The sequence below is a fragment of the Arthrobacter sp. Helios genome (assembly GCF_023167125.1).
In the GTDB taxonomy this organism is placed as follows: Bacteria; Actinomycetota; Actinomycetes; order Actinomycetales; family Micrococcaceae; genus Arthrobacter_B; species Arthrobacter_B luteolus.
This window is the reverse complement of record NZ_CP095402.1, coordinates 3,775,637-3,802,280: the sequence shown is the minus strand read 5'-3', so window position 1 is coordinate 3,802,280 and position 26,644 is coordinate 3,775,637. Positions and strand designations below refer to the sequence as shown.

Below are 26,644 nucleotides of genomic sequence, written 5' to 3'. Positions count from 1 at the left end.
GTGCTAGGAACGGCTACTGCCGGGGATCGGGGTTCTTCGGATCCTCGGACCCCATGTCCGCGGCGCCCAGGACACTGGCGGCAAGGGAATCGGATTTCTGGTTGGCACGCGGTTTGAGCTCCGGATGGTGCAGGTCCAGGGCCGGCCGCTCGGACCTGATCCTGGGCAGGGAAGTAAAGTTATGCCGCGGCGGAGGACAGGACGTAGCCCATTCCAGGGAACCGCCAAAGCCCCAGGGATCGTCCACCTCAACCTTCTTGCCGCGCCGCCAGGTGATGTACACGTTCCAGAAGAACGGGACCATCGAGAAGCCCAGGATCATGGACCCGATTGTGGACAGCTGGTTCATACCGGTGAAGTTGTCCTCCACCAGATAGTCGGCGTACCGCCGGGGCATACCCAGCACCCCAAGCCAATGCTGGATCATAAACGTCAGGTGGAAGCCCAGGAACAGCAGCCAAAAGTGGATCTTTCCGAGCCGTTCGTTGAGCATCTTTCCGGTCCACTTCGGCCACCAGAAGTAGAAGCCGCCGAACATCGCGAACACCACCGTGCCAAAGACCACGTAGTGGAAGTGCGCGACGACGAAGTAGGTGTCAGAGACGTGGAAGTCCAGTGGCGGGGCTGACAGGATGATCCCGGTCAGTCCGCCGAAGAGGAACGTGATCAGGAAGCCCAGCGCCCACATCATCGGCGTTTCAAACGTGATGGAGCCCCGCCACATGGTGCCAATCCAGTTAAAGAACTTCACCCCCGTGGGGACGGCAATGAACATGGTCATGATGGCGAAGAACGGCAGGAAGACCTGACCGGTGACGTACATGTGGTGCGCCCAGACGGTCATCGACAGTCCAGCAATCGCGATCGTGGCGAAGACCAGGCCCTTGTAACCGAAGATCGGCTTGCGGCTGAAGACCGGAAGAATCTCGGAAATGATGCCGAAGAAGGGCAAAGCGATGATGTAGACCTCGGGGTGGCCAAAGAACCAGAACAGGTGCTGCCAGAGGATGGCACCGCCGTTCTCCGGATCGAAAATGTGGGCGTCGAACTTCCGGTCGATTCCCAGCGCGAACAGGGCGGCGGCCAGGGGCGGGAAGGCCATCAGCACCATGATGGCCGTCAACAGCGTATTCCAGGTGAAAATCGGCATCCGCCACATCGTCATTCCGGGTGCGCGCAGGCAGATGATCGTGGTGACGAAGTTGACCGATCCCAGGATGGTTCCGAACCCGGACAGGGCGAGCCCAAAGACCCAAAGGTCACCTCCGATGCCAGGAGAGAAGGCAGTGTTGGACAACGGCGCGTACGCAGTCCAGCCGAAGGACGCTGCGCCCTGCGGCGTGAGGAATCCGCCGACCGCGATCAATGATCCAAACAGGAAGAACCAGTAGGCCAGCGCGTTGAGCCGGGGAAAGGCGACGTCGGGTGCGCCGATCTGCAGCGGCATCATCACGTTCGCGAACCCGGCGAACAGCGGGGTGGCGAACATCAGCAGCATCAGGGTCCCGTGCATGGTGAACAGCTGGTTGTACTGCTCCCGCGAGGCCACGATTTCCAACCCCGGCTGGAAGAGTTCGGTGCGGATGATCAGTGCCATCACACCGGCCAGGCAGAAGAAGATAAACGACGTGATCAGATAGAGGTAACCGACCTTCTTGTGGTCCGTGGTGGTCAGCCAGTCCACCACCACCTTGCCCTTGGACACCGGCACCACCCGCGGCGGCACCGCCGTTCCGTCATCGGCTGTGTACTTCAGAGTAGACATCAGCGCCACCTTGGGTCCGCAGGAAATTCAGCCCGGCCGCCGTACCTGAACAACGCAGCCCAGTCTGCCTTGTACTGTAAAACCCCGGTGGATGGCAGTCCAGAGTAGGAACCGGTTTCCTGCCGCCGCAGCCGTTAGGGCCTGCGCACCCTTTCCCCGGCCCGCCAGACTGCGGCTGTCAGCGGCATGCCGGGCCGGTAGGCCAGATGCGCGGCGGCCGGGGCGTTCAGCAGGTGCAGATCGGCCCGGTGCCCGACGGCGAGCGATCCCACCGCACGCTTCCCGTCCTCATCCGCGCCGGTGTGCCGCCGCAGCGCCAGCGCCCCGCCGTACGTGGCGGCGCGGACGGCCTCAGCGACGCTGAGCTCCATCTGCAGCACGGCCGTGGCGACGCAGAAGTTCATGGAAGAGGTGTAGGACGTTCCCGGGTTGCAGTTGGAGGCCAGCGCAACCTCGATACCGGCGTCCAGCAGCCGGCGGGCCGGCGCCAGCGGCTGCCGCGTGGACAGGTCGCAGGCCGGCAGGCAGGTAGCGACCGTGCCCGGCAGTGATCCGGCATTCCCGGGTTCCCAGCCGGCCCAGGTACCGGCGAGCGCCTCGACGTCGGCGTCCGCCAGGTAATTGACGTGGTCCACACTCGCGGCCCCGAACTCCACGGCCAGCCGCACCCCGGCCCCCGGCCCCAGTTGGTTGCCGTGCACCCGCAGCCCCAGGCCGGCGTCGCGGCAGGCGGTGAGCACCCGGCGGGACTGTTCCTCGCTGAAGGCGCCGCGCTCGCAGAAGACATCGGCCCACTGCACGTAGGGGCGTACCGCCGTCAGCATGGGCCCGCAGACCAGGTCGGTGTATTCCTCCGGGTCGCTGCCGGCGGGGATCAGGTGGGCGCCGAGGAACGTCACATCGTCTACTACGGTGGAGGCGATCCGGGCGCTGCGGGCCTCCTGCTCCACGTCGAGCCCGTACCCGGTTTTTGTTTCCAGCCAGGTGGTGCCGCCGGCGGCGGCTTCGGCCTGCCGGGCGAGCAGCATCCGGGTGAGGTCGTAGTCGCCGGCGGCGCGGGTGGCTTCGGTGGTGACGGCGATGCCGCCTGCCTGGTACGGTTCCCCGGCCATCCGGGCAACAAATTCGGCGCTGCGGTCCCCCGCGAACACCAGGTGCGTGTGCGAGTCCACCCAGCCCGGCAGCATCGCCCGCCCGCCGGCGTCGTGCAGCTCATCCGCCGCGGGTGCGGCAGCGGCCGGGCCGATCCAGGAGATGCGTTCGCCCTCGAGCACCAGCGCAGCATCCGTCAGCACCGAAGCTGCGCCGCGGGCAGGGTCCATGGTGGAGAGTTCACCGATGTTGGTGATGAGGGTCGAGGTGCTCACGGCTGTCCTTTCGCTGCGGTTCCGCGCATGCCCTTGAGGGTTTCCCCGGGGGCGGGTGCGGTTTCATCGAGTCTCCGGATCGCGTTGGCCAGCAGCAGGCCGGGGTCTCCGAGCCGCAGGTGCCGTCCGTGTTCGGCGGTGAGCGTGCCGCCGACGACGACGGCGGTAACGTCCTGGGCGGTGGCGGCGAGGGCCAGCTGGGCCGGGTCGGAGCCGGCGGTCCGGGTGCTGGCGGGGTCCACGGCCATCAGATCGCACAGGCTGCCCGCGGCGAAGCCCGGTGCGCGCCGGTGCTGGGCGGCAGCACCGGCGTCGGACACTGCCGTGTGCAGCGCCGCGGGGGTGAACCGGCCGCGGACGCCGGAAGACAGGCGTTCCCCGTGTTCCAATGCCCGCATTTCCAGCCAGGGATCCAGTACGGCGTGCTGGTCCGAGCCCAGGGCGATCCGCGCGCCGGCAGCAGCGAGCGCCGCGGCGGGGCCGATGCCGTCCGCGAGGTCGGCCTCGGTACTGGGGCACATCACCACGGTGGCTCCGGCGCCGCCCAGCAGTTCAATGTCCGTGTCCGTGAGGTGGGTGGCGTGGACGGCCGATAGCCGCGGGCTGAGCAGTCCATGCCGGTGCAGCAGCTGCGCCGGGGTCAGGCCGGTGGCCGCCAGGCAGGCCTGGTTTTCCGCGGGCTGTTCGGAGAGATGGATGTGCAGGGGCAGGTCCGGGTCCAAACCGGCGGCGATGACCGGCAGCGCGTCCGCCGGGACCCCCCGCACCGAGTGCAGTGCCGCGCCGACACTTACTTCGGCCGGATCGAACTCCGCTTCCACAGCGGTCCGCAGGGCAGCCAGCCGGCGGAGCCAGCCCTCGGGGCCGGTGTCGCCAAAGCGCAGCTGTTCCTGGTTCAGCGGCTCCCCGAAACCGCCGGCCAAATAGCAGGTGTCCAGCAGGGTCAGCCGGATGCCGGCGGCCTGAGCGGCGCGGCCCAGCGCCAGTTCCATGGCGTGCCCGGGATAAGGCGTGCCGTCCGGGCGGTGGTGCACGTAGTGGAACTCCGCGACGCTGGTGTAACCCGCCGCCACCATTTCGGCGAAGACAGCGGTGGCCAGCTCCTCGTAGAGTTCCGGGGTCAGGGAGCCGGCGGCTTGGTACATTGCCTGCCGCCAGGTCCAGAAACTGTCCGCTCCGCCAACGTGGGTGCGGCCGCGCAGGACCCGGTGGAAGGCATGCGAGTGGGCGTTCGAGGCAGCCGGAAACACAACGCCGTGCAGCACCAGGTCGCCGGGGCGGGGAGCGGCGCCGGTTTCTACCGCCGCCACGACTCCGGCGGAATCCACGGTCATCCGGACACCGGACTCAACCTGCCCGTCCCATACCGCCCGTTCACACCACACACCCCGGGTACGCGGGTTCACAGCAGGGCCTCCAGGACGTCGGCAAGCGCCTGCGCTGAGTAGTCGGCGTCGGCGTCTTCCACATATTCCTCCGGAGAATGCGAGATCCCGGTGGGGTTGCGGACAAAAACCATGCCCGCCGGGACGTGACCGGCGAGGATCCCGGCGTCGTGCCCCGCGCCCGTTGCCAGGACGGGGGCCTGCGGCAGGGCCAGCTGCAGCTGGCGCTGCAGCGCCAGGTCAAAGGACGTGGTGGGGCTGAAGGATTCCTGGCTTAGGGCCACGGTGCAGCCTTCGAACGCGGCGGTCTTCTGCGCCTTGCCGTGGATGGCCTCCACGAGCTGGGCGGTGACCGCGTCGTCTTCGTGCCGGACGTCCAGCCACAGCTGAACCCGGGAGGCGATCACGTTGGTGCCGCCCGGGACCGCCTGGATCCGGCCCACCGTGGCGCGTGCGCCGGGCTGCGCGGCGGCCGCCTGCTGCACAGCCGTGATGATCTGTGCCGCAGCCACCATGGGATCCGCCCGGTCCTCCATCAGGGTGGTTCCGGCGTGGTTGCCCTGCCCGTGCACGGTAAGCTTCCAGCGGCCGTGGCCCAGGATGGAACTGCCGACGGCGACGGCGGGACCGTCCTCGCCGAGCCCGCGCCCCTGTTCCACGTGCAGCTCCACGAAATCCCCGATCCGGGCCAGGGACTCGTCATCACGGCCGAGGTGTTCCGGGTCCAGCCCGGCGGCGCGGGCGGCATCGGCAAAAGAAGTGCCGTCGGCGTCGCGCAGGGCGCGTGCCCGGTCCGGGTCGATGGTGCCGGTCAGCAGCCGCGAGCCGAGGCAGGCGACACCAAAGCGGGAGCCTTCCTCCTCCGGGAAAACGGTGATGGCCAGGGACCGGTTGGGCTGTACGCCGCGTTCGTTCAGGACGTCAACGGCGGCCAGCGCCGCCGCGACGCCGAGCGGCCCGTCGAATGCCCCACCGCCGGGGACGGAGTCCAGGTGGCTGCCGGTGACCAGTGCACCCTTGTGCGGTTCGCCCCACCAGGCCCAGAGGATGCCGTTGCGGTCCGTCTCCACCCCGAGCCCGCGGGCCCGTGCCTCCGCAGTGAACCAGGCCCGCAGGTCCGTTTCCGCGGCCGAGAACACGGGACGGCTGTAGCCGCCGCGGACCGGGTCGCGGCCGATGCCGGAGATGGCGTCCAAGAGGGTGGTGACGGTGGCCATGCGGTTCCTTGCTGGGTCTGGGAGTTGCTGATGGGGAGGGTTGCCGGTGGGGAGGCTGGCGCTGGGGTGCTGAAGCGGCGGCGCGTGCGGGGCTGAACCCGGGTTATTCAGCCATGGGGATGCGGACGCCGCGTTCTGCGGCCACTGCCTCCGCTTCCGGGTAGCCGGCGTCGACGTGCCGCATGACTCCGGTACCGGGATCATTGGTGAGCAGGGCCTCCAGCTTGCGGGCCGCCAGTTCCGTGCCGTCCGCCACGGACACCTGCCCGGCGTGCAGCGACCGGCCGATGCCGACGCCGCCGCCGTGGTGGATCGATACCCAGGTGGCACCGGAGGAGGTGTTGAGCAGGGCGTTCAGCAGCGGCCAGTCGGCGATCGCGTCGGAGCCGTCCTTCATGGCCTCTGTTTCCCGGTAGGGGGAGGCCACGGAACCAGAGTCCAGATGGTCGCGGCCGATCACGATCGGCGCGGAGACCTTGCCCTCGGCGACCAGCCGGTTGAACAGCAGTCCGGCCTTGGCCCGTTCGCCGTAGCCGAGCCAGCAGATCCGGGCCGGCAGTCCCTCGAACTCGACGTGCTCCGCCGCGGCGTCCAGCCAGCGGTGCAGGTGTTCCTTCTCGGGGAAGAGTTCCTTCAGCGCGGCATCGGTGACGGCGATGTCCGCCGGATCCCCCGACAGTGCCACCCAGCGGAACGGGCCCAGGCCTTCGCAGAACAGCGGCCGGATGTAGGCCGGAACGAAGCCCGGAAAGTCGAAGGCCCGCTCATAGCCGCCCTGCCGGGCTTCGTCGCGGATGGAGTTGCCGTAGTCGAAAACCTCGGCCCCGGCGTCCTGGAAGCCGACCATGGCTTCAACGTGCCGTGCCATGGAGGCCTGGGCTTTTTTGGTGAAGCCTTCCGGGTCTGCCTCGGCCTCGCGGTGCCAGTCCTGGACGCTGATGCCCTCGGGCAGGTAGCTCAGCGGATCGTGGGCCGAGGTCTGGTCGGTGACGATGTCGAAGTCCGCGCCTTCCCCGGCATTCCGGCGGCGCAGCAGCTCGGGGAAAACCTCGGCGGCGTTGCCAACCAGACCCACAGAGAGGGCCCGTCCCTCGGCCTTGGCCGCCATCACCTTGGCGAGGGCCGCGTCGAGGTCGGTTTCGACGTCGTCGAGGTAGCGTTTGCCGGCCCGGCGCCGGAGCCGGGACTCATCGACGTCGACAATCAGGACCGCCCCGCCGTTCAGCGTCACGGCCAGCGGCTGGGCACCGCCCATTCCGCCGCAGCCGCCCGTGAGGGTGGCGGTGCCGGCGAGCGTTGCGTTTTGATCGTTGAAGAGCTTTTTGGCGATGGCGGCGAAGGTCTCGTAGGTGCCCTGCAGGATGCCCTGGGTGCCGATGTAGATCCACGAACCGGCGGTCATCTGGCCGTACATGGTCAGTCCCTCGGCCTCGAGCCGGCGGAACTCGGGCCAGGTGGACCAGTCCCCCACCAGGTTGGAGTTGGCGATCAGCACCCGGGGCGCCCATTCGTTGGTGCGGAACACACCGACGGGTTTGCCGGACTGGACCAGGAGGGTTTCGTCGTCGTCGAGGGTCTTCAGGGTGCGGACGATCGCGTCGAACGATTCCCAGTTCCGGGCTGCCTTGCCGGTGCCGCCGTAAACCACCAGGTCCTCCGGGCGTTCGGCGACCTCCGGGTCCAGGTTGTTCATCAGCATCCGCAGCGGTGCCTCGGTCTGCCAGCTCTTGGCATTCAGCTCGGTACCGCGGGGTGCGCGGACGGTCCGCGGGGTGTTTGCTGTGGTTACGGGGTTATTTGTGGTCATGGGGTTCTCCGTCGTCTTTGCCGGGCGGTGGGGTGGTTCAGCTGTGCGGTTAGCCCGGTGCATGGACCGCGGCTGTTGCGGCCGTGAGCACCTGGCAGATGTCTTCGATGCGGGCGGGCGTCATCCGGTAGCTGGGGACAACCACGCTCATTGCCGCCACGGCTTTCCCGCCGGCGGTCAGGGGAACGGCAATCGCGGTGACGTCGGGTTCGACGCCGTCACTCACCACCGCGCAGCCCTGCGGTCCGGCGTCGTTGTGGAGGGCTTTCCCGGCGGCGCTGCCTTCGAGCACAAAGCGCCGGCCCACCCAGTTGGCGTGCCGGACGGACTGCGTGCCTTCGGCGATGGCGATGTACAGGCCGTGGCCGCCCGCGGCGGGAACGCTGAGGTACGTGGATTCCCCAGTCAGCTCAACGATCCGGTCCATGGCGCCGCGGTACGTGGCAATCAGCGACTCCTGGCTAAGGGCGAGCACTCCGAGCTGCACGATGGCCGGCCCTGGCCGGTAGGTTCCGTTCTCTTTCCGCCGCACAAAGTCGGTTCCTTCCAGGGTGCGGAGCAGCCGCAGCGCCGTACTGGTGGAGAGGCCTGCGGCTTTGGCAGCCTCCGACTGCGTCACGGCTCCCTGCCGGCACACCACGCTGAGCAGGGACAGCGCGCGTTCGACTGTCCGGGTGGTGCTGTCTGCCTTCACTGCCTCGGCCATGCGCCTGCTTTCCCTCGGCCGGCTAGTGCCGTCCACCTGTCCAACTGTTGCCACCTAGTAAAACAGCAATTTCACTAGGTGGCCAGAGGCAGCCGATACGTTCACTTAGTTGAAAGTACAACTAAAACCTGAAACACTACTTGAAGCTTCAAGCAATAGACCGGGTGACTGCCGGACGTTCCGCGCATTCACTCCTCGAAAGAACGGTAAGAATCATGATTCGCTCCTCTCCCTCCCCGACCACGGCCGTGACCGTACTCCGCGTCATTGCCGGCTTCATCTTCGCAGCCCACGGCTGGCAGAAGTTCAACCAGTTCACCATCACCGGGACGCAGGCATCGTTCGCCCAGATGGGTGTCCCGGCTGCCGACCTGGCAGCCCCTGTTGTTGCCGCCTTGGAGCTCGTGGGCGGGGCCGCCCTGATCCTCGGTGTACTCACCAGGGTCTTCGCGGCGCTTCTCGCCCTGGATATGCTCGGCGCTCTCTTCCTCGTTCACGCACCGGCAGGAATTTTTGCCGCCGACGGCGGTTATGAACTGGTACTCCTGCTCGCCGCCGCGGCCGCCGCAATCGCGTTCTTCGGCCCCGCACGCCTTTCAGCCGATCACGCCCTGTTCAGCCGCACCAGGTTCAAAGCACTCGTATAGCCCCTCATTCAGGTGCCGGAACGTTCACTTCCCTCCCGAACTGCAACTCCCAATGAAACGATCGCCATGAATTTCCTGTCCCACCTTTTCGGAAAGAAGAAGAAAATGACTGATATCACCATCATCGGAACCGGCAACATGGCCCGCGGACTCGCAGCCCGGGCAGTTGCCGCCGGAAAGACCGTCCAGCTGCTCGCGCACGATGACAAAGCGAAGGCAGATGCCCTCGCAGCAGAACTCGGCGGCCCGGTCTCCGCAGGGCTGCTGGGTGACGAGCTCACGAGCGACCTCGTGATCCCAGCCGTCTACTTCGACGCCTCAAAGGAAATTCTCGCCCAGTACGGAGACTCCCTGACCGGGAAGGTCTACGTCGACATCACCAACCCGATCGACTTCGCCACCTTCGAGTCCCTTTCCGTTCCAGCCGACAGCTCGGCCGCGGAGGAACTGCAGAAGGCCACCGGAGCGAAGGTCATCAAGGCGTTCAACACCACCTTCGCTGCCACGCTGGGAGAGGGCTCCGTAGCTGGACAGCCCCTGGACGTCCTGATCGCCGGGGATGATGAAGCCGCAGTCCAGGCCGTTGCTGACTTCGCCTCCGCGGGCGGGCTCAACCCGGTGGTCGTGGGACCGCAGCGCCGTGCCCGGCAGCTCGAGCAGACCGGCTTCCTGCACATCCTGCTCTCGGCCAACGACCAGCTCCCCGCCTACCAGTGGAACTCGGCGCTGAAGGTCGTCCCGGCAGCATAGGCAGCGCGATGCAGGCCGGGCCGGGCCGCGCTCCCCGCGGGAGGGCGGCCCGGCCCGTATACGATCGCGGCAGGGCGGTTAGCAGCCCCGCCCGCTTGGCGTGCCTGGCGAAATCGCTTCCTCCGCTCAGGCAGGGACCGAAACCAGGCCTTAGGGAATCAAGCGTTCTTCGCGAAGGCGCTCAAAGAGGCTGATGAAGGCGTCCTCCGTACGGCGGTATCCGGTGAAACCGGCCATCCTGCTCTTGCTCATGTCCGTCAGCACCTCCATTTTTCGGCCGAGGTCCGCATCCGTGTGCCACCACGAGGCCAACCGGCTGAGGTCTGGTTCGGCCAGCCCATGGCGCTCAGCCAACGTCCTCCAGGTGTCCTCCATGCCGGCCATCTGTTCCTCGAGGGGCCGGGGCTCCGTGGCGAAACCCTCGGGCTCAACACCGAACCAGGCGGCCAGCCGCGGCCACAGTGAACGCCAGCGGAAGACATCACCGTTGACCACGTTGAAGGCCTCGTTGGCCGTGTGCTCATCGGTGGAGGCCCACAGCATATGCTCGGCAAGCAGGCCGGCGTCGGTCATGTCGGTGACGGAATTCCACTGCGTGTGCGAGCCGGGGAAGACAAACGGCAGCCCCAGTTCGCGGCAGAGGGTGGCCTGGACGGCGAGCGTCTGGCCCATGTTCATAGCATTGCCGACGGCGAATCCGATCACCGTGTGCGCCCGGTGCACTGACCAGGCGAACCCCTGGTTCCGGGCCGCTTCCATTACTTCGTCTTCCTGCGCGTAGTAGAAGTTGGCCACCGGCAGCCGGGGTTCCGCTTCGGAGAACGGCGTATCGGGCATCTGCCCTTCACCATAGGCCTCGAACGGTCCCATGTAGTGCTTGAGGCCGGTCATGAGTGCGACGTGCTCCAGAGGTGCGTCCCGGAGCGCCGCCAGCAGGTTGCGGACCATCGCGGCGTTGACCCGGATGTTCTCCGCCTCGGTCTCCTGCCGGGACCACGACGTGAAGAAGACGTGAGTGGGGCGGGCTGTACCGAGCGCCGCGGAAAGGCTTTCGGAAGATGTGAGGTCCGCTGCGACGGGGGTGACTCCCGGGCGGGCCTGCGCCTCGGAGTTTGCCTTCCGCGAGAGTGCCAGCACGTTCCAGCCCCGGTCCGCGAGAAGGTCGACGAGTGCTGCGCCGGCAATTCCGGTGGCGCCCGCCACGAGTGCTGTCGGGGCCGCGGATGCGTTTCGGTTGCTGGCGGTTCTCAGCATGAATGCTTCTCCTGAAGGGGTGGGAAGGGAGTCTGGCAGGACCGGCTATGCAGGCGGGAGGATTACCCTCGCCCGGGTTACATGATATTCCTGCCCAGCTCGGGCCCAGGCCGCTGCCGGCTGACATAACCCTTGCCATTAGCGGGAAACGGCTCGCGGGGGGGACCAGCAGATGGGCGGGAGCAGACGGTTACGCCCCGGCACGAACCGCGGCAGCACCCGTTCCGGCCGGCTCAAGTCCCTGGCCTTCGGCGGAATCCCCTGCATGGCCTCCGGCAACCTCCCGGCCGTCCTGGCCCGGACCGGCAAGGATGGCCGCGGCAATGTCATCGGCGTCCCGCAGGGTCCGGGCGCCGGCGTCGGCCGGGGCCCCGGCCTCGGCCGCGATCGCCGTGCCCCACTGCACGGAGGAGAGCTGCAGGCCGATCACATAGAGGTCCGGCTGCGGTTCGCCCTTGATGTCCAGCGGACGGTACGGCGGCAGGGAAACGTCCAGCCCGGAGGTCATTACCGGGGTGCCGTCGGCGGCCATCATGACCTTCGTGCGGGCCAGGCCCCGGTGCAGCATTCCTTCGAGCAGCGGGGACAGGCTGGCGCTGACCCGGTTGGCCGGCATCATGGCCTCGACCAGGGTTTTCGCCGCATACTCCTCCGGCGACCAGGGGGAGGACGCAGTGAAGACGGCTCGGGCTTCATCCACGTCGAACCGCGGATCCGGGCCCACAAAGTGGATCAGGCCGGCACGGGTGAGTGCAGCCAGCTGCTCGATCCGCTCCGGCGGCGGGCCGCTGGCAAGGCCCTCAACCAGGGGTTCGAACCAGCCACGCAGTTCGGTGAGCCAGGATTCCTCGGACAGGCCGCCGTCGGCCACCACTGCCTTGAGCACGGAGCGTCCGGCGTTCAGCGCTCCGATCGCCATCTTCAGCGGATCGTCCTCGCCCCTGGCTGATCCGGCGGCGTCGGCTTCCAGATAGGTCAGCACGGCCGCGTCCACATCGGCGCCATCGCTGAAGGGCCGCCGGCCCAGCGGCTGGGCGAGGGCTTCCAGGCTGGTGCGGCGCCCGGCGGGAACGCAGCGGCGGAGCACTTCTTCCTTGGCGGCGTCCCAGTCCGGGCCGTCCACGTTGAGCGCGGCTTCCAACTCCCGCAGGAAAGCGCCGGGAGCCACGGTCAGGCAGCCCGGGGCGGTCCGGGCCAGCGTGGAGTAGTACGCCCAGATGGCGTCCCGGTGCAGCAGCGGCCAAAAGTCGTGGTCGAACCCGGGCTGGATTCCTTCGGCGGCGAAACTCCCTGCCGCTTCGCGGGTGAGCCAGCGCAGCTTCACGCTCCGCGGCAGGTAGCTCTGCAGCTGTGCCTTGGCCCGGTAAGGTGTCCCGCGGCGGGAGGCGGCAATCAGCACCGGTTCCCGGCCGCTGGGTTCGTAGCGCAGTGCCCGCCCCGCGGGTTCTGCGGTGGGCACAAACTGCCCTCCGCGGCCGAGCGTCACCTGCGCCATAATGTCGAAGAAGTTCAGTCCCAGGCCGCGCACCAGCACGGGTTCCCCTGCGGGCAGCACGGAGAAGTCGGCGTCGGAGGGCACGGCCGGCGGCAGGTAGCGCAGGTCCAGCCGCGCAGCCGCGTCGTTGAGCCGGGACTGTTCCGGGTTCAGGGCCGCGGGCAGATGCCCAAGGGCGAGAACGACGGCGTCTGCCGCCAGGGCTGCCTCGCCTGCAAGTTCCAGGGTGAAACCGGTGTCGGTGCGGGCCAGTGACAGTGCCTCGGTCCGGTGATGGACGACGGCGGCGCCGGCCTGCGCTGCCGCTGCGGCCAGGCGGGCATAGGTCCATTCCAGATAACGGCCGTACACGGCCCGGCTGGGGAAGTCCCCCGGCCCGAGGCGCGCGATTTCCTCCCGGTCCCCTGCACTGAGGGCCGGTGCCGGATCTGCCGCCATGGCCTGTGCCCAGTCGCCGAAGGAGAGTCCGGAGATCGAAGGGGCGAATCCTTCGCCCGGAGCCGGGGCCACGGTGGGAAACAGGCACGGAGTGTTCATCAGAAACAGCCGGGGCTGGCCGGTGCGCCAGACGTGCCCGGGGCCGGGTGTGAAGGGGTCCACCATCCGGATGTCGAGTGCCGGGCGGTCCTCAGCGGGCAGTTCGAGGTATCTGGCGAGCAGCCGGTCCAGGACAGAGATACCGCGTGGGCCCGCTCCGATGACGGCAACGCGAAGTCCCTGGGATTTGTCCATGGTCTAAGGGTATCTGCCCGTTTACCCCCGGCCGGGCCGTGGCAGTCCGGCTGGGCCCGCCCCCTGGGTATGCCCTAGGTAAAGGACACGAAGATAAAAACCGCCGCCACGAACACGCCCAGGATCCAGAACCAGCGGTTGACCCGTTTCCTGCCCTCGATGTCCGCCTCCGGCACCCGTGACCCGCGGAAGATCAGCACAATCAGGACGACGGCGGCGATGATTCCGGCGAACAGCAGCACGGTGGTGAGAATCGGCACGGCGGGCCCCCTGGGGCGTCAGCGGATCTGCGTGCTGGCGACTCTACCGGGAGGGCCGCTGCCGCGGTACCAGCCGGCCGCCCCAGCCCCGAACCGCTTGGATTTCGTTATGGTTCGGCGGCCCCGCGTTAAGAATCCGTGAGGATTCCGCGAACGGGGGCCGGGGCGGTTTGTACTCGTTGAGGCGCTGCACGCGCCCTCCCTCCGGACCGGCGGGAGTGGAACGAGTTTCTTTGGGGGAACCCCTTGGTGGATGTATTGGCAATTCTGGGCACGGTGGCGGTTTTCGCCGTCCTGGCCCTGGTGGCACGGGTGGTGGAGAAGCTGTGACGTTCTTCGACTACGCGGCCCTGGTCCTCGCCGCCGGCGCCGTCGTTTATGTCCTGGCGGCCCTGCTCCGGCCGGAGAAATTCTGATGACGGTGTGGCTGGCCTTCGGCCAGTTCCTCGCTGTTGCCGTGGTGCTGGTGCTGGCGCACCGGCCGCTCGGGGACTACATGGCCCGCTTCTACGCCTCGGACAAGGACCTGGCCGTGGAACGCGGTTTTTACCGGCTGATCGGAGTGGCCCCCCGGTCCGGCCAGTCCTGGCAGGCCTATCTGTCCGGTGTCCTGCTCTTTTCGGCAGCGGGAGTCCTGGCCCTGTATCTGCTGCAGCGGCTCCAGCACCTGCTGCCCGGCTCCCTCGGGCTCCCGCCGGTTCCGGAAGGACTCGCCTTCAACACGGCCGCGTCCTTCGTCACGAACACCAACTGGCAGTCCTACTCCCCCGAGGCCACGATGGGCTACGCCGTCCAGGCAGCCGGCCTGGCCGTGCAGAACTTCCTCTCCGCCGCCGTCGGCCTGGCCGTGGCCGTAGCCCTGGTCCGGGGATTTGCCAGCCGGGGGTCCGCGGACCGGGGATCCGGCAGCGGCTCCGCCACGATCGGCAATTTCTGGGTGGACCTCACCCGATCCCTGACCCGGCTGCTGGTGCCCGGGGCCGTGCTCGGCGCAGCCCTGCTCCTGCTCGGCGGGGTGATCCAGAACTTCAACGGCTTCACCGAACTGACCACCCTCACCGGCGGGACCCAGAGCATTCCCGGCGGCCCGGTGGCAACCCAGGAGGCCATCAAGCTGCTGGGCACCAACGGCGGCGGCTTCTTCAACGCGAATTCCGCCCACCCGTTCGAAAACCCGAGCGCCTGGACCAATCTGGTGTCGGTGCTGCTGATGCTCATCATCCCCTTCAGCCTTCCGCGCACCTTCGGAACCATGATCGGCGACCGCCGGCAGGGCTATGCCATCCTGGCCGCCATGGCAGGCATCTTCCTGGTGTCCGTCACGGCCATGACACTGCTCGAATACCAGGCGGCGCAGGGTGCAGCGGGTTCACTGGAGGGCAAGGAACAGCGGTTCGGCATCGCCGCCTCCACCCTCTTCGGCAGCACCAGCACCCTGACCTCCACCGGCGCGGTGAACGCGATGCATGACAGCTTCAGCCCGCTGGGCGGAATGATGGCCATGCTGAACATGATGCTCGGCGAGGTCGCCCCCGGCGGGGTGGGTTCCGGACTGTACGGCATGCTGATCCTCGCCGTGGTTACCTGCTTCGTGGCCGGCCTGCTGGTCGGGCGCACGCCGGAATACCTGGGCAAGAAGATCGGCCCCCGGGAAATTAAGCTGGCAAGCCTGTACGTGCTGACCATGCCCGCCCTGGTCCTCACCGGCACGGCGCTGAGCTTCGCCCTGCCGGGCATCCGCGATGAGATTGCCGGTACCTCCATCCTGAACAGCGGGCCGCACGGCTTCAGCGAGGTGCTCTATGCCTTCACCTCCGCGGCCAACAACAACGGTTCGGCATTTGCCGGGCTGACCGCCAACACACCGTGGCTGAACACGGCTTTGGCCCTGGCCATGCTGCTGGGCCGCTTCCTGCCGATCATCTTCGTCCTGGCGCTCGCCGGGGCCCTGGCCGCGCAGCACAAGGTGCCCGTTACCGCCGGGACGCTGCCCACCCACCGGCCGCAGTCCGTGCTGATGCTGGCCGGCATCACGGTGATCGTTACCGCCCTTACCTTCTTTCCCGTACTCGCGCTGGGCCCCCTGGCAGAAGGACTGATCTGAATGTCCACCCTCACCACGCAACACCGTCCCGAACCGGGCAGAGAGCCCGGCAGCCAGCCGGCGCCGGAGCCCTCCCGCCCCCCAACCCGGCGCAGCAGCGGCCTCTCCTGGTCCCAGCTCGCGGCCGCCCTTCCGGTGGCCCTGCGCAAGCTCGACCCCCGGCTGATGTGGCGCACCCCGATCATGCTGGTCGTGGAGGCCGGTGCCGTCCTGATTACCGCCATCGCCGTCGCGGAGTCCTTCACCGGCGCCTCCCCGGATTCCGGCGGCAGCCCGGTACCGGCCGGTTTCACCTGGCTGATCGCGCTGTGGTTGTGGCTGACCGTTCTCTTCGCCAACCTCGCCGAAGCCGTGGCCGAGGGACGCGGCAAGGCGCAGGCCGCCACCCTGCGCGCCACCCGCACCAGCACCGCGGCCCGACGCGTGCCGCACTACGACCCGGTTTCCGACGCCGCCGCCCTCAGCACTCCCACCGAGGATGTGGCCTCCGCCGATCTGGTGCAGGGCGACGTGGTGGTGGTCTCCGCCGGGGAAATCATTCCCGGCGACGGGGACATCATTGCCGGCATCGCCTCGGTGGATGAATCCGCCATCACCGGGGAATCCGCTCCGGTGGTGCGGGAGTCCGGCGGAGACCGTTCCGCCGTCACCGGAGGTACCCGCGTCCTCTCGGACCGGATCGTCGTACGGATTACCAGCCGTCCGGGTGAGACCTTCGTGGACCGGATGATCGGCCTCGTGGAAGGAGCGTCCCGGCAGAAAACGCCCAACGAAACAGCGCTGGACATCCTCCTCTCCGCCCTCACCCTGGTTTTCCTGATGGTGGTGCTGACCCTGAACCCGATGGCCGGCTACGCCGGGGCGGTGGTCAGCGTGCCGGTGCTCGTGGCTCTCCTGGTGTGCCTGATTCCCACGACCATCGGGGCGCTGCTGTCCGCCATCGGCATCGCCGGAATGGACCGGCTGGTACAGCACAACGTGCTGGCCATGTCCGGCAGGGCGGTCGAAGCCGCCGGGGATGTCACCACGCTGCTCCTGGATAAGACCGGAACCATTACCTACGGCAACCGGCAGGCCGCGGAGTTCATCCCGGTGGCCGGAACGGACCCGGCCGAACTGATTCTCGCCGCCGCCCGGTCCTCTGCCCTGGACCCCACCCCGGAAGGGCGTTCCATTGTGGACCTGGCCGCCTCCCTCGGGGTCCGGCCCGGCCCGGACGGCGGGGCCACCGGCGTTCCCTTCACCGCACAGACCAGGATGAGCGGCCTGGACTTTCCCGACGGTTCACAGCTCCGCAAGGGCGCCGGCTCCGCGGTCCTGGAGTGGGCGGAGGCCGCCGGCGGCGTTGAAATTTCGGTGCTCGCCGACCTGACCTACCGGGTGGACAAGGTTTCGGCTAACGGCGGCACCCCGCTGGTCGTGGCTGTCCGCGACGCGTCCGGCACCGCCCGCATCCTGGGCATTGTGCACCTGAAGGACGTGGTCAAGGAGGGGCTGAAGGAGCGTTTCGCGCAGCTGCGGCTGATGGGCATCCGCACCGTGATGGTCACCGGTGACAACCCGCGCACCGCCAAGGCCATCGCCGCGGAAGCGGGCGTGGATGACTACCTTGCCGAGGCCACACCGGAAGACAAGATCGCGCTGATCCGCCGCGAGCAGGCCGGCGGCCGGCTGGTGGCCATGACCGGGGACGGCACCAATGACGCACCCGCACTCGCCCAGGCCGACGTCGGCGTCGCGATGAACACCGGCACCTCGGCGGCGAAGGAAGCCGGGAACATGGTGGACCTGGATTCGGATCCCACCAAGCTGATCGACATTGTGCGGATCGGCAAGCAGCTGCTCATCACCCGCGGTGCGCTGACCACGTTCTCCATCGCCAACGACGTCGCCAAGTACTTCGCCATCATCCCCGCGATGTTCGTGGGACTGTTCCCGGGGCTGGGGGTGCTGAACATCATGGGCCTGGCCTCCCCTGCGTCAGCCATCCTCTCCGCCATCATCTTCAACGCCGTGGTGATCCTCGCCCTGATCCCGCTGGCCCTGCGCGGCGTGAAATACCGCGCCTCCAGCGCCTCCGGGATCCTTAGCCGCAACCTCCTGGTCTTCGGCGTCGGCGGCGTGATCGCACCGTTTATTGGCATCAAGCTGATCGACCTGGCCGTTTCCCTCCTGCCGGGGTTCTGATGATTTCCGCCCACCGCCGGTTCCACTCCACCACCACCAAGGACAGACCATGACTGTGTTCCGTTCCACCGCCCGCCAGCTCGGCACCGCCGCCCGGGCCCTGCTGATCCTCACCCTCACCCTGGGCGTTGCCTATCCCCTGATCGCCACGGGCACGGCGCAGGTCACCGCACATTCCCTGGCAAACGGCTCGCTGGTCTCCGCGGGCGGCACGGAAGCAGGCTCGGTGCTGATCGGGCAGTCCTTCACCGACGGCGCCGGTGCGCCGCTGCCACAGTGGTTCCAGTCCCGCCCCTCGGCCGGGAATTACGACGGCGCCGCCTCCGGCGGCACGAACCTGGGTCCGAACAGCGCCGGGCTGGCCGAGGCGGTGGCCGGCCGGCGGGCCGCCGTGGCCGAGCTCGAGGGCGTGGCTCCGGAGGAGGTTCCTGCGGACGCCGTGACTGCCTCCGCCTCCGGGCTGGATCCGCACATCAGCCCGGAGTACGCCTACCTCCAGGTGGACCGGGTCGCCGCGGCACGCAGCCTGGATCCGGCGGCCGTCCGGGCGCTCGTGGAGGAATTCGTCAACGGCCGGGCGCTGGGAGTCCTCGGCGAACCGGCGGTAAACGTGTTGGAACTCAATATCTCCCTGCAGGAGCTGGACACTTAACGGATGACACGCGGAGAACTCCGGGTCTTCCTGGGCGCCGCTCCGGGCGTCGGCAAGACCTACACCATGCTCGAGGAAGGCCACCGGCTGCTCGGCGAGGGCCTGGACGTGGTGGTGGCCGTGGTGGAAACCCACGGCCGGGCCGCCACGACCGCCGTCGCGCAGGGCCTGAAACTGGTTCCCAGGCTTCAGCTCGAACACCGCGGACTGCAGCTGGAGGAGATGGACCTGCCCGCCGTCCTGGCGCGGCGGCCGGACTATGCCCTGGTGGACGAGCTGGCGCACACCAACGCACCCGGCCTGGCACACGCCAAACGGTGGCAGGACGTGGACGCCCTGCTGGCCGCCGGCATCAATGTGCTCTCCACCGTGAACATCCAGCACATCGACTCGCTGAACGACGTGATTGAGGGCATCACCGGAACCGTGCAGCGGGAAACCGTTCCGGACAGCGTGCTGCGCGCGGCGGATCAGATTGAGCTGGTGGACATTGCCCCGGAACTGCTGCGCGGCCGGCTGGCCGAGGGCATCATCTACCCCGCTGCCCGGGTGGACGCTGCCCTGTCCAACTACTTCCGGATGGGGAACCTCACTGCCCTGCGGGAGCTGGCCTTGCTCTGGCTCGCGGACGAGGTGGACTCTGCCCTGAACCGGTACCGCACTGAGAAGGGCATCCGCAGCAAATGGGAGGCCAGGGAACGGGTGGTGGTCGCTCTGACCGGCGGACCCGAGGGCCAGACCCTGCTCCGGCGGGGCGCCAGGATCGCGGCGCGGTCAGCCGGCGGGGAACTGCTCGCCGTGCATGTCACCAACCCCGACGGTCTGCGCGAAAGCCACCCCGGCGAGCTGGCCGTGCAGCGCTCGCTGGTGGAGAAGCTGGGCGGCACGCTCCACCAGGTGGTCGGCACCGACATCCCGGAGGCCCTGGTCGGGTTCGCCCGCTCGGTCAACGCCACCCAGCTGGTCATCGGCGTCAGCCGGCGTCCGCGGCTGCGGGCCCTGCTGGGCGGACCGGGAATCGGCGCCACCGTCATCCGGCAGTCCGGGGACATCGACGTGCACATCGTCAACCACGGGGCCGCCGGCGGGCACCGCGGACTGCCGCGGCTGGGCGGGGCGCTCAGCGCCCGGCGCCGGTGGGCCGGGTTTGCGCTGGCGCTCGCGGGCGGGCCGCTGCTCACCTGGCTGCTGGTGCGGGTCAGCACCCCGGATTCCATTACCAGCGATGTGCTGGCGTACCAGCTCCTGGTCATCCTGGTGGCGCTTGCCGGCGGCTTCTGGCCGGCGCTTTTCGCTGCCCTGCTCTCCGGGGTGACCCTGGACTATTTCTTCATCCGGCCCCTGTACACGGTGACCGTGGCCGACCCCCTGCACCTGTTCGCCCTGGTGCTCTACGCCGCCAACGCCATGCTGGTCAGCTACGTGGTGGACCGCGCCGCGCGGCGGTCCAGGGCCGCCCGGCGGGCAGCCTCGGAATCGGACCTGCTGGCCGCCGTCGCCGGCAACGTACTGCGCGGCGAGGACGCGGTGCAGGCCCTGGTCAACCGGGTCCAGGAGGCTTTCAGCCTTACCGGGGTGGCCCTGCGCACAGGGGAGACGGAATTGGCCCGCGCCGGCACCGTGCCGCCGTCGGGCCTCCCGTCAGCCCGCGTGCCGGTGGGCGAAAACGCGGAGCTGCTGCTCCACGGGCGGGTCCTGGAAGGGACAGACCTGCGGCTGCTCGCGGTGGTCACGGCGCAGCTGCAGGCCGCGCTGGAGTACCGGGAGCTGTCCGCGAGGGCCGAAGGCATGGAGCCGCTGGCCGCCGCGGACAGGGTGCGCACCGCCCTGCTGGCCGCCGTCGGGCACGACCTGCGCCGCCCCCTGACCGCCGCCACCGCAGCGGTGACCGGGCTGCGCGCCCAGGACGTGGAGTGGTCCGCTGCGGACCGGGCGGAGCTGCTGGCCACCGCGGAGGAATCCCTGGCCACCCTGTCCGGATTGGTGACCAGCCTGCTGGACGTAAGCCGGCTGCAGGCCGGAGCGCTGGCGGTGACCCTGGCGCCGCTGGAGACCGCGGACGCCGTGCTTCCTGCCTTGGAGGAACTGAACATTGGGCCGGCAGAGGTGCAGCTGGACATCCGCAGCGGACTGCCGCCGGTCCTGGGCGACGCCGTGCTGCTGCAGCGGGTCCTGGTCAACGTCCTGGCCAATGCCCTGCGGTTTTCGCCACCGGATGCCAAGGTGCTGCTGACCGCCAGCGAGTTCGGGGGCCAGGTGGAAATCCGCGTCATAGACTACGGTCCGGGAGTATCTCCCGGGCGCGGGGAGGACATGTTTGTGCCGTTCCAGCGGCTCGGCGACACCGACAACCAGACAGGGCTGGGCCTGGGCCTCGCGGTCGCCAAGGGATTCATGGAAGGCATGGGAGGAACGCTGGAGACCGATCAGACGCCCGGCGGCGGCTTGACCATGGTCCTGTCCCTGCCCGCAGCAGATGCCCGCCGCCCCGCGGATGCGCAGGTGGCAGAGTGAAGATCCTGCTGGCCGACGACGATGTGCAGATCCTGCGCGCACTCCGCATCACCCTCACGGCCTACGGGTACGACGTAGTGGCGGTCCAGGACGGTGCCGCCGCCGTCCGCAAGGCCGTGGACGCCCATCCCGACCTGATGGTCCTGGACCTGGGTATGCCCGGCCTCACCGGCATGGAAGTCATCGAGGCGGTCCGCGGCTGGAGTTCCATGCCCATCCTGGTGATCTCCGGCCGGTCCGATTCCGCGGACAAGGTCCGGGCCCTGGACCTGGGCGCCGATGACTACGTCACCAAACCGTTCTCCGCCGAGGAGCTGCTGGCCCGGATCCGGGCGTTGAGCCGCCGGACCGCAGCGGTGCAGGACAGCCCGGAGGTCCTGTTCGGGAACGTCCGGGTGGACCTTGCGGCCCGCCGGGTTTCAAGGCTCGACGACGGTGCGGCCATCCGCCTGACGCCCACCGAATGGCATCTGCTTGCCGCCCTGCTGCAGCGCCCCGGACGGCTCCAGACGCAGGCCCAGCTGCTGGGCGAGGTCTGGGGACCGGGCACCACGGACACCGGGTACCTGCGCCTGTACATGGCGCAGCTGCGCCGCAAACTGGAGCCGGATCCCGCCGCACCCGCCCATCTGCTGACCGAGCACGGCATGGGGTACCGGTTCCAGCCCTGATCCCCCGGCTCAGGTAGGTTCCGCAGCAGACTATTTAGCTGGCAGAATATCTCAACGCCCACATGCCGGGGCTATCATGAGGGCCATGAGCAAAGGCAGCAGCGGGGCAAGCGGGGCAAGCGGGACATTGGACCCGGAATCGGTTCCCGGCAGCCTCGCCTGGAACCTTGCGGTGACGGCGGGCTGTTATCAGTCCCGGCTGGAGGAGGTCCTGGCCGACATGCCCGGTGGCCTGCGCGGCTACCAGGTGGTCTCCGCCGTCGTCCATCATGCTCCGGAAAACCAGCAGGCCCTCGGCGCCCGGGTTGGCATCGACCGGACGGTGCTGACCTATCTGCTCGACACCCTGGCGTCCGCCGGAGCTGTCGAGCGGATCCCCGACCCCTCCGACCGCCGGGCGCGCAAGGTCATCGCCACAGCCGCGGGACGCCAAACCCTGGCCCGCTGCGAGCAGCTGGTCGCGCAGACGGAACGGGAGCTGCTGGCAGGGCTGGACGAGCGTGAGTCCAGCCAGTTCCAGGCCCTGATCGGGCGGCTGGCCGCCTTCGTGCAGGGCTCCCCTGAGGCTAACGGCGCAGCGGGGGCTATGGGCGCCGCGGGGCTGTAGGAGCGGCGGGGGGCTGTAGGCGCCGCCGGAGCTGTAGGAGCGGCGGCGGGCTGTAAGCGCCGCCGGAGCTGTAGGCGCCGCGGGGGGCTGTAGGCGCCGCCGATCCGCCAGGCCGGAAGGCACACAGCCCGCGCAACCGTGCCCGTTCAACCGTGCCTGCGGGATCGTGCCCGCGGGATCGTGCATCTGGGAACGCTGTTCCGTTTTCACACCCGCTTCCCTGCAGGACACCTTCCCCGTTTTCCCTGCCTGCCGTCCGGTTCCCTCCGTTCTGGGTTAAATCGTCTCATTTGGCAATTCCCTGCCAGAGCGCAGCGGAGGGAAATCCCATAAAGGCTGGTTTCTCCCAAAGCGGAGGAAAACAGAGTCACAAAACCGTGGGAAATTCCCAAAACGGAGGGACCAGAGTCACAACATGTCGAGGGATTCCCAAAGCGGAGGGAAATGATGAGGCGGCGCTGAACAAGGAAAGTTCCGGGACGCAGGAACAGATCGAAGCCGCACCCACCCCGGGCCTGGAAGCCGGTGGCGCTGGCCCTGGCCCTGACCCTGGCCCTGGCCCTGGGATAAGCGGAAATCAGGCTTGGCTGACTCCTTAGTGGACGGGAACAGTCGTCAGCCTTGAGCCTGCCGGCGGACTTTCGTCTCCGCAGTTGGAGGGCCGGTTGGCCAACCGCCCGGTTCCACCATAGAGTCGTGGGCAGTGACACGGGGTGCCGCTTGGCTGAGATAAGACCCGTCGAACCTGATCTAGTTAGGACTAGCGAAGGGATGTCGCCATGACTATTGGCCTGACACCATTGACCGTTTCCACCCTGCTTTCCCGCGTACGCAGCGAACCGCCGCTGGTGCAGTGCCTGACCAACACCGTGGTCACGAACTTCACCGCGAACGTGCTGCTGGCTCTTGGCGCCGCCCCTGCGATGACGGATATTCCCGGGGAAGCCGGGCCGTTCGCCCGGATTGCCTCCGGAGTGCTGATCAACCTCGGCACACCCCACGCGGAGCAGCGCACCGCCATGCTGGAGGCCGCCAATGCGGCCAACGACGCCGGCACCCCCTGGGTCCTGGATCCCGTTGCCGTGGGCAGCCTGCCCGTGCGCACCGCCCTCGCCGCGGATCTGCTGGAACTGCGCCCCACCGCCATCCGCGCCAACGCCTCGGAAATCATGGCCCTGGCCGGGCTGGGGGCGGGCGGACGAGGGGTGGACGCCACGGACAACGCCGAGGACGCCCTTCCCGCCGCGACGCTCCTGGCGCAGAAATACGGCACTATCGTGGCCGTTTCCGGCCCCACCGATGTCGTCACGAACGGCACCTCCACGCTGCGGATCAGCAACGGAGACGCGCTGCTCACCCGGGTCACCGGTGGCGGCTGCGCCCTCGGTGTGGTCACCGCGGCCTTCCTCTCAGTGGCGGACGACGGCGGAGCGGACATCAGCGGACGACTGGCGGCGGTGGCCGCGGCCACCGCCGTGTACACGCTGGCCGCCGAGCTGGCCGCCGCCCAGTCTGCCGGGCCGGGCAGCTTCGTCCCGGCGTTCCTGGATTCCCTTGCGGACCTTACCGGCGAAAGCATCAACGCAAGGCTGGTGGCGGCATGATTCCCGCAGCCGGCAGCCTCTCCCCCGTCCTCCGGCCCCGGGACCTGGCCCTGAACACGGGCATCTATCTGGTGACCGACACTGCCCAGTGCGGTGCCCGCGGCGTCGTGGACACGGTGCGCGCCGCCGTCGCCGGCGGTATCCGGACCGTGCAGATCCGGGAAAAGCACGCCTCAGCCGCAGACTTTTACGCGCTGGTCCTCGCCGTCGCCCAGGCAGTGAGTGACCAGGCCGGTGGGGGCCAGACGCTGGTGCTGGTGGATGACCGGGTGGACATTTATCTGGCAGCATGGGCCGCCGGTGCCCGGGTCCACGGTGTGCATGTGGGCCAGAGCGACCTTCCCGCCGCCGCCGTCAGGGCCATCGTGGGCCCAGACGCCGTCGTGGGCCTGACCGCAAACACGGCGGCACACCTCAATGCCGTCCGGGCACTCACACCGGGGACCGTGGATCATCTCGGTGCCGGCGTCATCCGTCCCACCAGCACCAAACCGGACCATCCGGAGCCACTCGGCGTAGCGGGTTTCCAGGCCTTCGCTGCCGAGTCACCGGTCCCCTGCGTGGCGATCGGCGGCATTGAACTGGCGGACATCCCTGCCCTTCGTGCCGCCGGGGCCTCCGGCGCCGCCGTCGTTTCGGCCATCTGCACGGCAGCGGATCCGCTGCGCAGTGCCCGGGAGCTGGTGGCAGCGTGGAATGCATGAGCCCCCTGTCCAGCACGGAGACCGCAAATTCCACGGACGCCGCCCGCAGCATTCCCCGGGTGCTGAGCATCGCCGGTACCGACCCCAGCGGCGGCGCGGGTATCCAGGCTGATCTGAAGTCCATTGCCGCCACGGGCGGGTACGGCATGGCTGCTGTGACGGCGCTGGTCGCGCAGAACACGCACGGCGTCCGGTCCGTCCTCACGCCGCCGCCGGACTTTCTGCGCGAACAGCTGGAAGCGGTGAGTGACGACGTCGTGATCGACGCCGTAAAGATCGGCATGCTGGGCACCGCCGAGGTGACGCGGACGGTGGGCAGCTGGCTCGCGGAGGCCCGGCCCCCGGTGGTGGTGCTGGATCCGGTGATGGTGGCTACGAGCGGCGACCGCCTGCTCAGCGAGGGTGCCGAGAATGCCCTGCGGGACTTGCTGCACCGGGTGGATCTGGTGACCCCCAACCTGCCCGAGCTTGCGGCGCTGCTGCGGGAGGACCCGGCGCAGAACTGGTCCCAGGCGCTGGACCAGGGACGCCGGTTGGCCGCTGCCTACTCGACCGCTGTACTCGTCAAGGGCGGCCACCTGATGGGGGACGCGGCCCCGGATGCCCTGGTGGTGCCCGACGGCGCCGGCGGGTTTGCGGTCACTGAGGTCAGTTCGGCGCGGGTTGCCACCAAGAACACCCATGGGACCGGCTGCTCGCTCTCCGCTGCCATGGCCACGCTGTTTGCCCGCACCGGGAACTGGGGCCAGACGCTGACGGCGGCCAAAGCCTGGCTGCAGGAGGCACTCGAAACGGCCGACCTCCTGGACGTCGGCACCGGCCACGGCCCGGTGAACCATTTCCACGGAGTCTGGGAGCGCGGGCTGGCCCCGTTGCCCGGGCAGGTTGCAGTGCCCGAACGCGTTCTGCCGGCCCCTGCCGGCAGCTTGACCGCCGGCCTCTGGGAAGCGACCGCCGGGCTGCGGACCCGGATCGATGAACTGGACTTCGTCCGCGGCCTCGGCGACGGGTCACTGGATCACCGGTCCTTCGGCTTCTACCTGGCCCAGGACGCGGTTTATCTGCGCGGGTACGCCCGCGCGATGGCCCGGGCAAGCGAGCTGGCACCCCGGCTCCAGGAGCAGGTTTTCTGGGCTGCGGGGGCCCGCAATGCCCTCGACGCCGAGCTCGATCTGCACCGGAACTGGCTTGGGCCTGCGGGCGGCACCGGCGTCGAGCAGGTCCTCTCCGCTCCCGCGGGCACGGACCTTGCGGCCGCAGGGCCGGTCACACGCGGGTATTTGAACCATCTGCTCGGCAGGGACCGAGATGCGGAGGACAGCCTAGAGTACGCCCGCCTGGTGGGAGCGGTGCTCCCCTGTTTCTGGGTCTATGCGGATGTGGGAGCCCGGCTGCAGGAGTTGAACCATGCCACCCACCCCTACCGGGAATGGCTGGACACCTACGCGGATCCGGGTTTTGCCGCCGCCACCGAACAGGCCATTGGGATCCTGGAATCCGTTTTGGCCGGGGACGCCGCCGAACGGCAGGCCGCACAGGAGGCGTTCACCGGCTCGGTGCAGTGGGAGCACGACTTCTTCGCGGCGGGTATGCTGCCCTAACCTGCCGCCGTTCCTGGGATCTGCCGGAACCGTGGCCTGTCCGGCATTTCTAGGGGGAAATGGTTATGCGTTCGAAAACAGCAGGACCGCGGACGATGAGGCTGCTGGCCCTGGCCGCGGTCCTCGGCTTGGCACCGCTGGCAAGCGCCTGCGGCAGTGCAGCTGAGGGTGACGGTGGGAATGACGACGGGAATCCGTCGACGAGTCCAGAGGCGCTCCCCGCGTTTTCGTCCTTGGCGGAGACCTTTGCCGCCGTAGACGGCGCCGTGGACTGCTCCGCTGACGCACCGGAACCGCCCACCGTCATGATCCTGCCCGGGGACACCCCCGGCGAAGCACAGATGTGCACCAACACAGTGATCGTGATGTGGTTCGACGACGGCGAGCCCATGGAACAGGTTGTCCAGGGTGCGGCCAGCAGTGCCGCCGGAGGCACGTCCGTCTACCTGGTGGAGGGCGCCAACTGGTTCGTCGCCGATGTCTCCGAAGTTGCGGTTGGCGCGGTTCCGGAGCGAAAACTCGATCTGCAGGACCTGGCTGACCAGCTCGGTGCCAAGTACAGCGTGGCCCGGTAGGCGGGTACGTTCCCCGGCATGTCCGCAGCTGCCTGGGCGT

General features: G+C 68.5%; 22 protein-coding genes and 1 riboswitch. Of the genes, 13 read left to right on the top strand and 9 right to left on the bottom strand.

From position 1 onward, the window contains the following. Positions 1 to 13: 13 nt before the first annotated feature. The 6 genes from ctaD to ArtHe_RS17425 all read right to left on the bottom strand — a co-directional run bounded on the left by ctaD (position 14) and on the right by ArtHe_RS17425 (position 8,247). Entirely contained in the window at positions 14 to 1,765 is a 1,752-nt protein-coding gene (gene ctaD, locus ArtHe_RS17450) for a cytochrome c oxidase subunit I (protein WP_248318133.1), read from the bottom strand. Positions 1,766 to 1,899: 134 nt separating this feature from the next. After that, positions 1,900 to 3,087: an imidazolonepropionase gene (gene hutI, locus ArtHe_RS17445; RefSeq protein WP_248319838.1), complete on the bottom strand. Its 1,188-nt coding sequence runs from the start codon at positions 3,085 to 3,087 to the stop codon at positions 1,900 to 1,902. Positions 3,088 to 3,128: 41 nt separating this feature from the next. Continuing rightward, the gene (locus ArtHe_RS17440; RefSeq protein WP_248318131.1) at positions 3,129 to 4,538 is read right to left on the bottom strand and encodes a formimidoylglutamate deiminase; all 1,410 of its coding nucleotides are present in this window, start codon (positions 4,536 to 4,538) and stop codon (positions 3,129 to 3,131) included. After that, the gene (locus tag ArtHe_RS17435) at positions 4,535 to 5,734 is read right to left on the bottom strand and encodes an allantoate amidohydrolase (RefSeq protein WP_248318130.1); all 1,200 of its coding nucleotides are present in this window, start codon (positions 5,732 to 5,734) and stop codon (positions 4,535 to 4,537) included. The genes ArtHe_RS17440 and ArtHe_RS17435 overlap by 4 nt, the downstream gene beginning before the upstream one ends. A 103-nt stretch (positions 5,735 to 5,837) precedes the next feature. After that, entirely contained in the window at positions 5,838 to 7,541 is a 1,704-nt protein-coding gene (gene hutU, locus ArtHe_RS17430) for a urocanate hydratase (RefSeq protein WP_248318128.1), read from the bottom strand. Between the two features lie 49 nt (positions 7,542 to 7,590). After that, the gene (locus tag ArtHe_RS17425; protein WP_248318127.1) at positions 7,591 to 8,247 is read right to left on the bottom strand and encodes a helix-turn-helix domain-containing protein; all 657 of its coding nucleotides are present in this window, start codon (positions 8,245 to 8,247) and stop codon (positions 7,591 to 7,593) included. A gap of 215 nt (positions 8,248 to 8,462) precedes the next feature. Here ArtHe_RS17425 and ArtHe_RS17420 point away from each other — a divergent pair, with 215 nt between their 5' ends. Further along, positions 8,463 to 8,894 (top strand): DoxX family protein, encoded by a 432-nt coding sequence (locus ArtHe_RS17420; RefSeq protein WP_248318126.1) that lies wholly within the window; start codon positions 8,463 to 8,465, stop codon positions 8,892 to 8,894. Positions 8,895 to 8,999: 105 nt separating this feature from the next. After that, positions 9,000 to 9,644 carry an NAD(P)-binding domain-containing protein gene (locus ArtHe_RS17415; RefSeq protein WP_248318125.1) on the top strand — a complete coding sequence of 215 codons (645 nt, stop codon included), beginning with the start codon at positions 9,000 to 9,002 and terminating at the stop codon, positions 9,642 to 9,644. Positions 9,645 to 9,794: 150 nt separating this feature from the next. Here ArtHe_RS17415 and ArtHe_RS17410 read toward each other — a convergent pair whose 3' ends face one another. The 3 genes from ArtHe_RS17410 to ArtHe_RS17400 form a co-directional block, all read right to left on the bottom strand. Continuing rightward, complete coding sequence (locus ArtHe_RS17410; RefSeq protein ID WP_248318124.1) at positions 9,795 to 10,898, bottom strand: SDR family oxidoreductase; 1,104 nt, start codon at positions 10,896 to 10,898, stop codon at positions 9,795 to 9,797. Between the two features lie 190 nt (positions 10,899 to 11,088). After that, positions 11,089 to 13,125 (bottom strand): FAD/NAD(P)-binding protein, encoded by a 2,037-nt coding sequence (locus tag ArtHe_RS17405; protein ID WP_248318123.1) that lies wholly within the window; start codon positions 13,123 to 13,125, stop codon positions 11,089 to 11,091. Positions 13,126 to 13,199: 74 nt separating this feature from the next. Beyond that, positions 13,200 to 13,385 carry a hypothetical protein gene (locus ArtHe_RS17400; RefSeq protein ID WP_066300030.1) on the bottom strand — a complete coding sequence of 62 codons (186 nt, stop codon included), beginning with the start codon at positions 13,383 to 13,385 and terminating at the stop codon, positions 13,200 to 13,202. Between the two features lie 326 nt (positions 13,386 to 13,711). Between ArtHe_RS17400 and ArtHe_RS17395 the strand changes: the two genes are divergently transcribed. The 11 genes from ArtHe_RS17395 (at position 13,712) to ArtHe_RS17345 (ending at position 26,604) form a co-directional block, all read left to right on the top strand. Further along, complete coding sequence (locus ArtHe_RS17395; RefSeq protein WP_248318122.1) at positions 13,712 to 13,801, top strand: potassium-transporting ATPase subunit F; 90 nt, start codon at positions 13,712 to 13,714, stop codon at positions 13,799 to 13,801. Beyond that, a complete protein-coding gene (kdpA, locus tag ArtHe_RS17390; RefSeq protein WP_248318121.1) occupies positions 13,801 to 15,489 on the top strand; it encodes a potassium-transporting ATPase subunit KdpA in 1,689 nt (562 codons plus the stop codon). The genes ArtHe_RS17395 and kdpA overlap by 1 nt, the downstream gene beginning before the upstream one ends. Continuing rightward, the gene (kdpB, locus tag ArtHe_RS17385) at positions 15,490 to 17,676 is read left to right on the top strand and encodes a potassium-transporting ATPase subunit KdpB (protein ID WP_248318119.1); all 2,187 of its coding nucleotides are present in this window, start codon (positions 15,490 to 15,492) and stop codon (positions 17,674 to 17,676) included. A gap of 49 nt (positions 17,677 to 17,725) precedes the next feature. Next, complete coding sequence (gene kdpC / locus ArtHe_RS17380; protein WP_248318118.1) at positions 17,726 to 18,328, top strand: potassium-transporting ATPase subunit KdpC; 603 nt, start codon at positions 17,726 to 17,728, stop codon at positions 18,326 to 18,328. A 3-nt stretch (positions 18,329 to 18,331) separates the two neighbouring features. Then, positions 18,332 to 20,842 (top strand): DUF4118 domain-containing protein, encoded by a 2,511-nt coding sequence (locus ArtHe_RS17375; protein ID WP_248318117.1) that lies wholly within the window; start codon positions 18,332 to 18,334, stop codon positions 20,840 to 20,842. Continuing rightward, entirely contained in the window at positions 20,839 to 21,513 is a 675-nt protein-coding gene (locus tag ArtHe_RS17370) for a response regulator (protein WP_248318116.1), read from the top strand. The genes ArtHe_RS17375 and ArtHe_RS17370 overlap by 4 nt, the downstream gene beginning before the upstream one ends. Before the next feature lie 85 nt (positions 21,514 to 21,598). Continuing rightward, on the top strand, positions 21,599 to 22,120 hold the full coding sequence (locus tag ArtHe_RS17365) for a MarR family transcriptional regulator (RefSeq protein WP_248318115.1): 522 nt from the start codon (positions 21,599 to 21,601) through the stop codon (positions 22,118 to 22,120). 699 nt (positions 22,121 to 22,819) lie between these two features. Next, positions 22,820 to 22,909: riboswitch (TPP riboswitch) on the top strand. Continuing rightward, positions 22,900 to 23,724, top strand: coding sequence for a hydroxyethylthiazole kinase (gene thiM / locus ArtHe_RS17360; RefSeq protein ID WP_248318114.1), 825 nt, complete (start codon positions 22,900 to 22,902; stop codon positions 23,722 to 23,724). It overlaps the preceding riboswitch by 10 nt. Beyond that, on the top strand, positions 23,721 to 24,428 hold the full coding sequence (gene thiE / locus ArtHe_RS17355; RefSeq protein WP_248318113.1) for a thiamine phosphate synthase: 708 nt from the start codon (positions 23,721 to 23,723) through the stop codon (positions 24,426 to 24,428). Before thiM ends, thiE begins: the two co-directional genes overlap by 4 nt. After that, complete coding sequence (locus tag ArtHe_RS17350; RefSeq protein ID WP_248318112.1) at positions 24,425 to 26,029, top strand: bifunctional hydroxymethylpyrimidine kinase/phosphomethylpyrimidine kinase; 1,605 nt, start codon at positions 24,425 to 24,427, stop codon at positions 26,027 to 26,029. Before thiE ends, ArtHe_RS17350 begins: the two co-directional genes overlap by 4 nt. A gap of 65 nt (positions 26,030 to 26,094) precedes the next feature. Further along, positions 26,095 to 26,604: a hypothetical protein gene (locus ArtHe_RS17345; protein WP_248318111.1), complete on the top strand. Its 510-nt coding sequence runs from the start codon at positions 26,095 to 26,097 to the stop codon at positions 26,602 to 26,604. Positions 26,605 to 26,644: the final 40 nt, after the last annotated feature.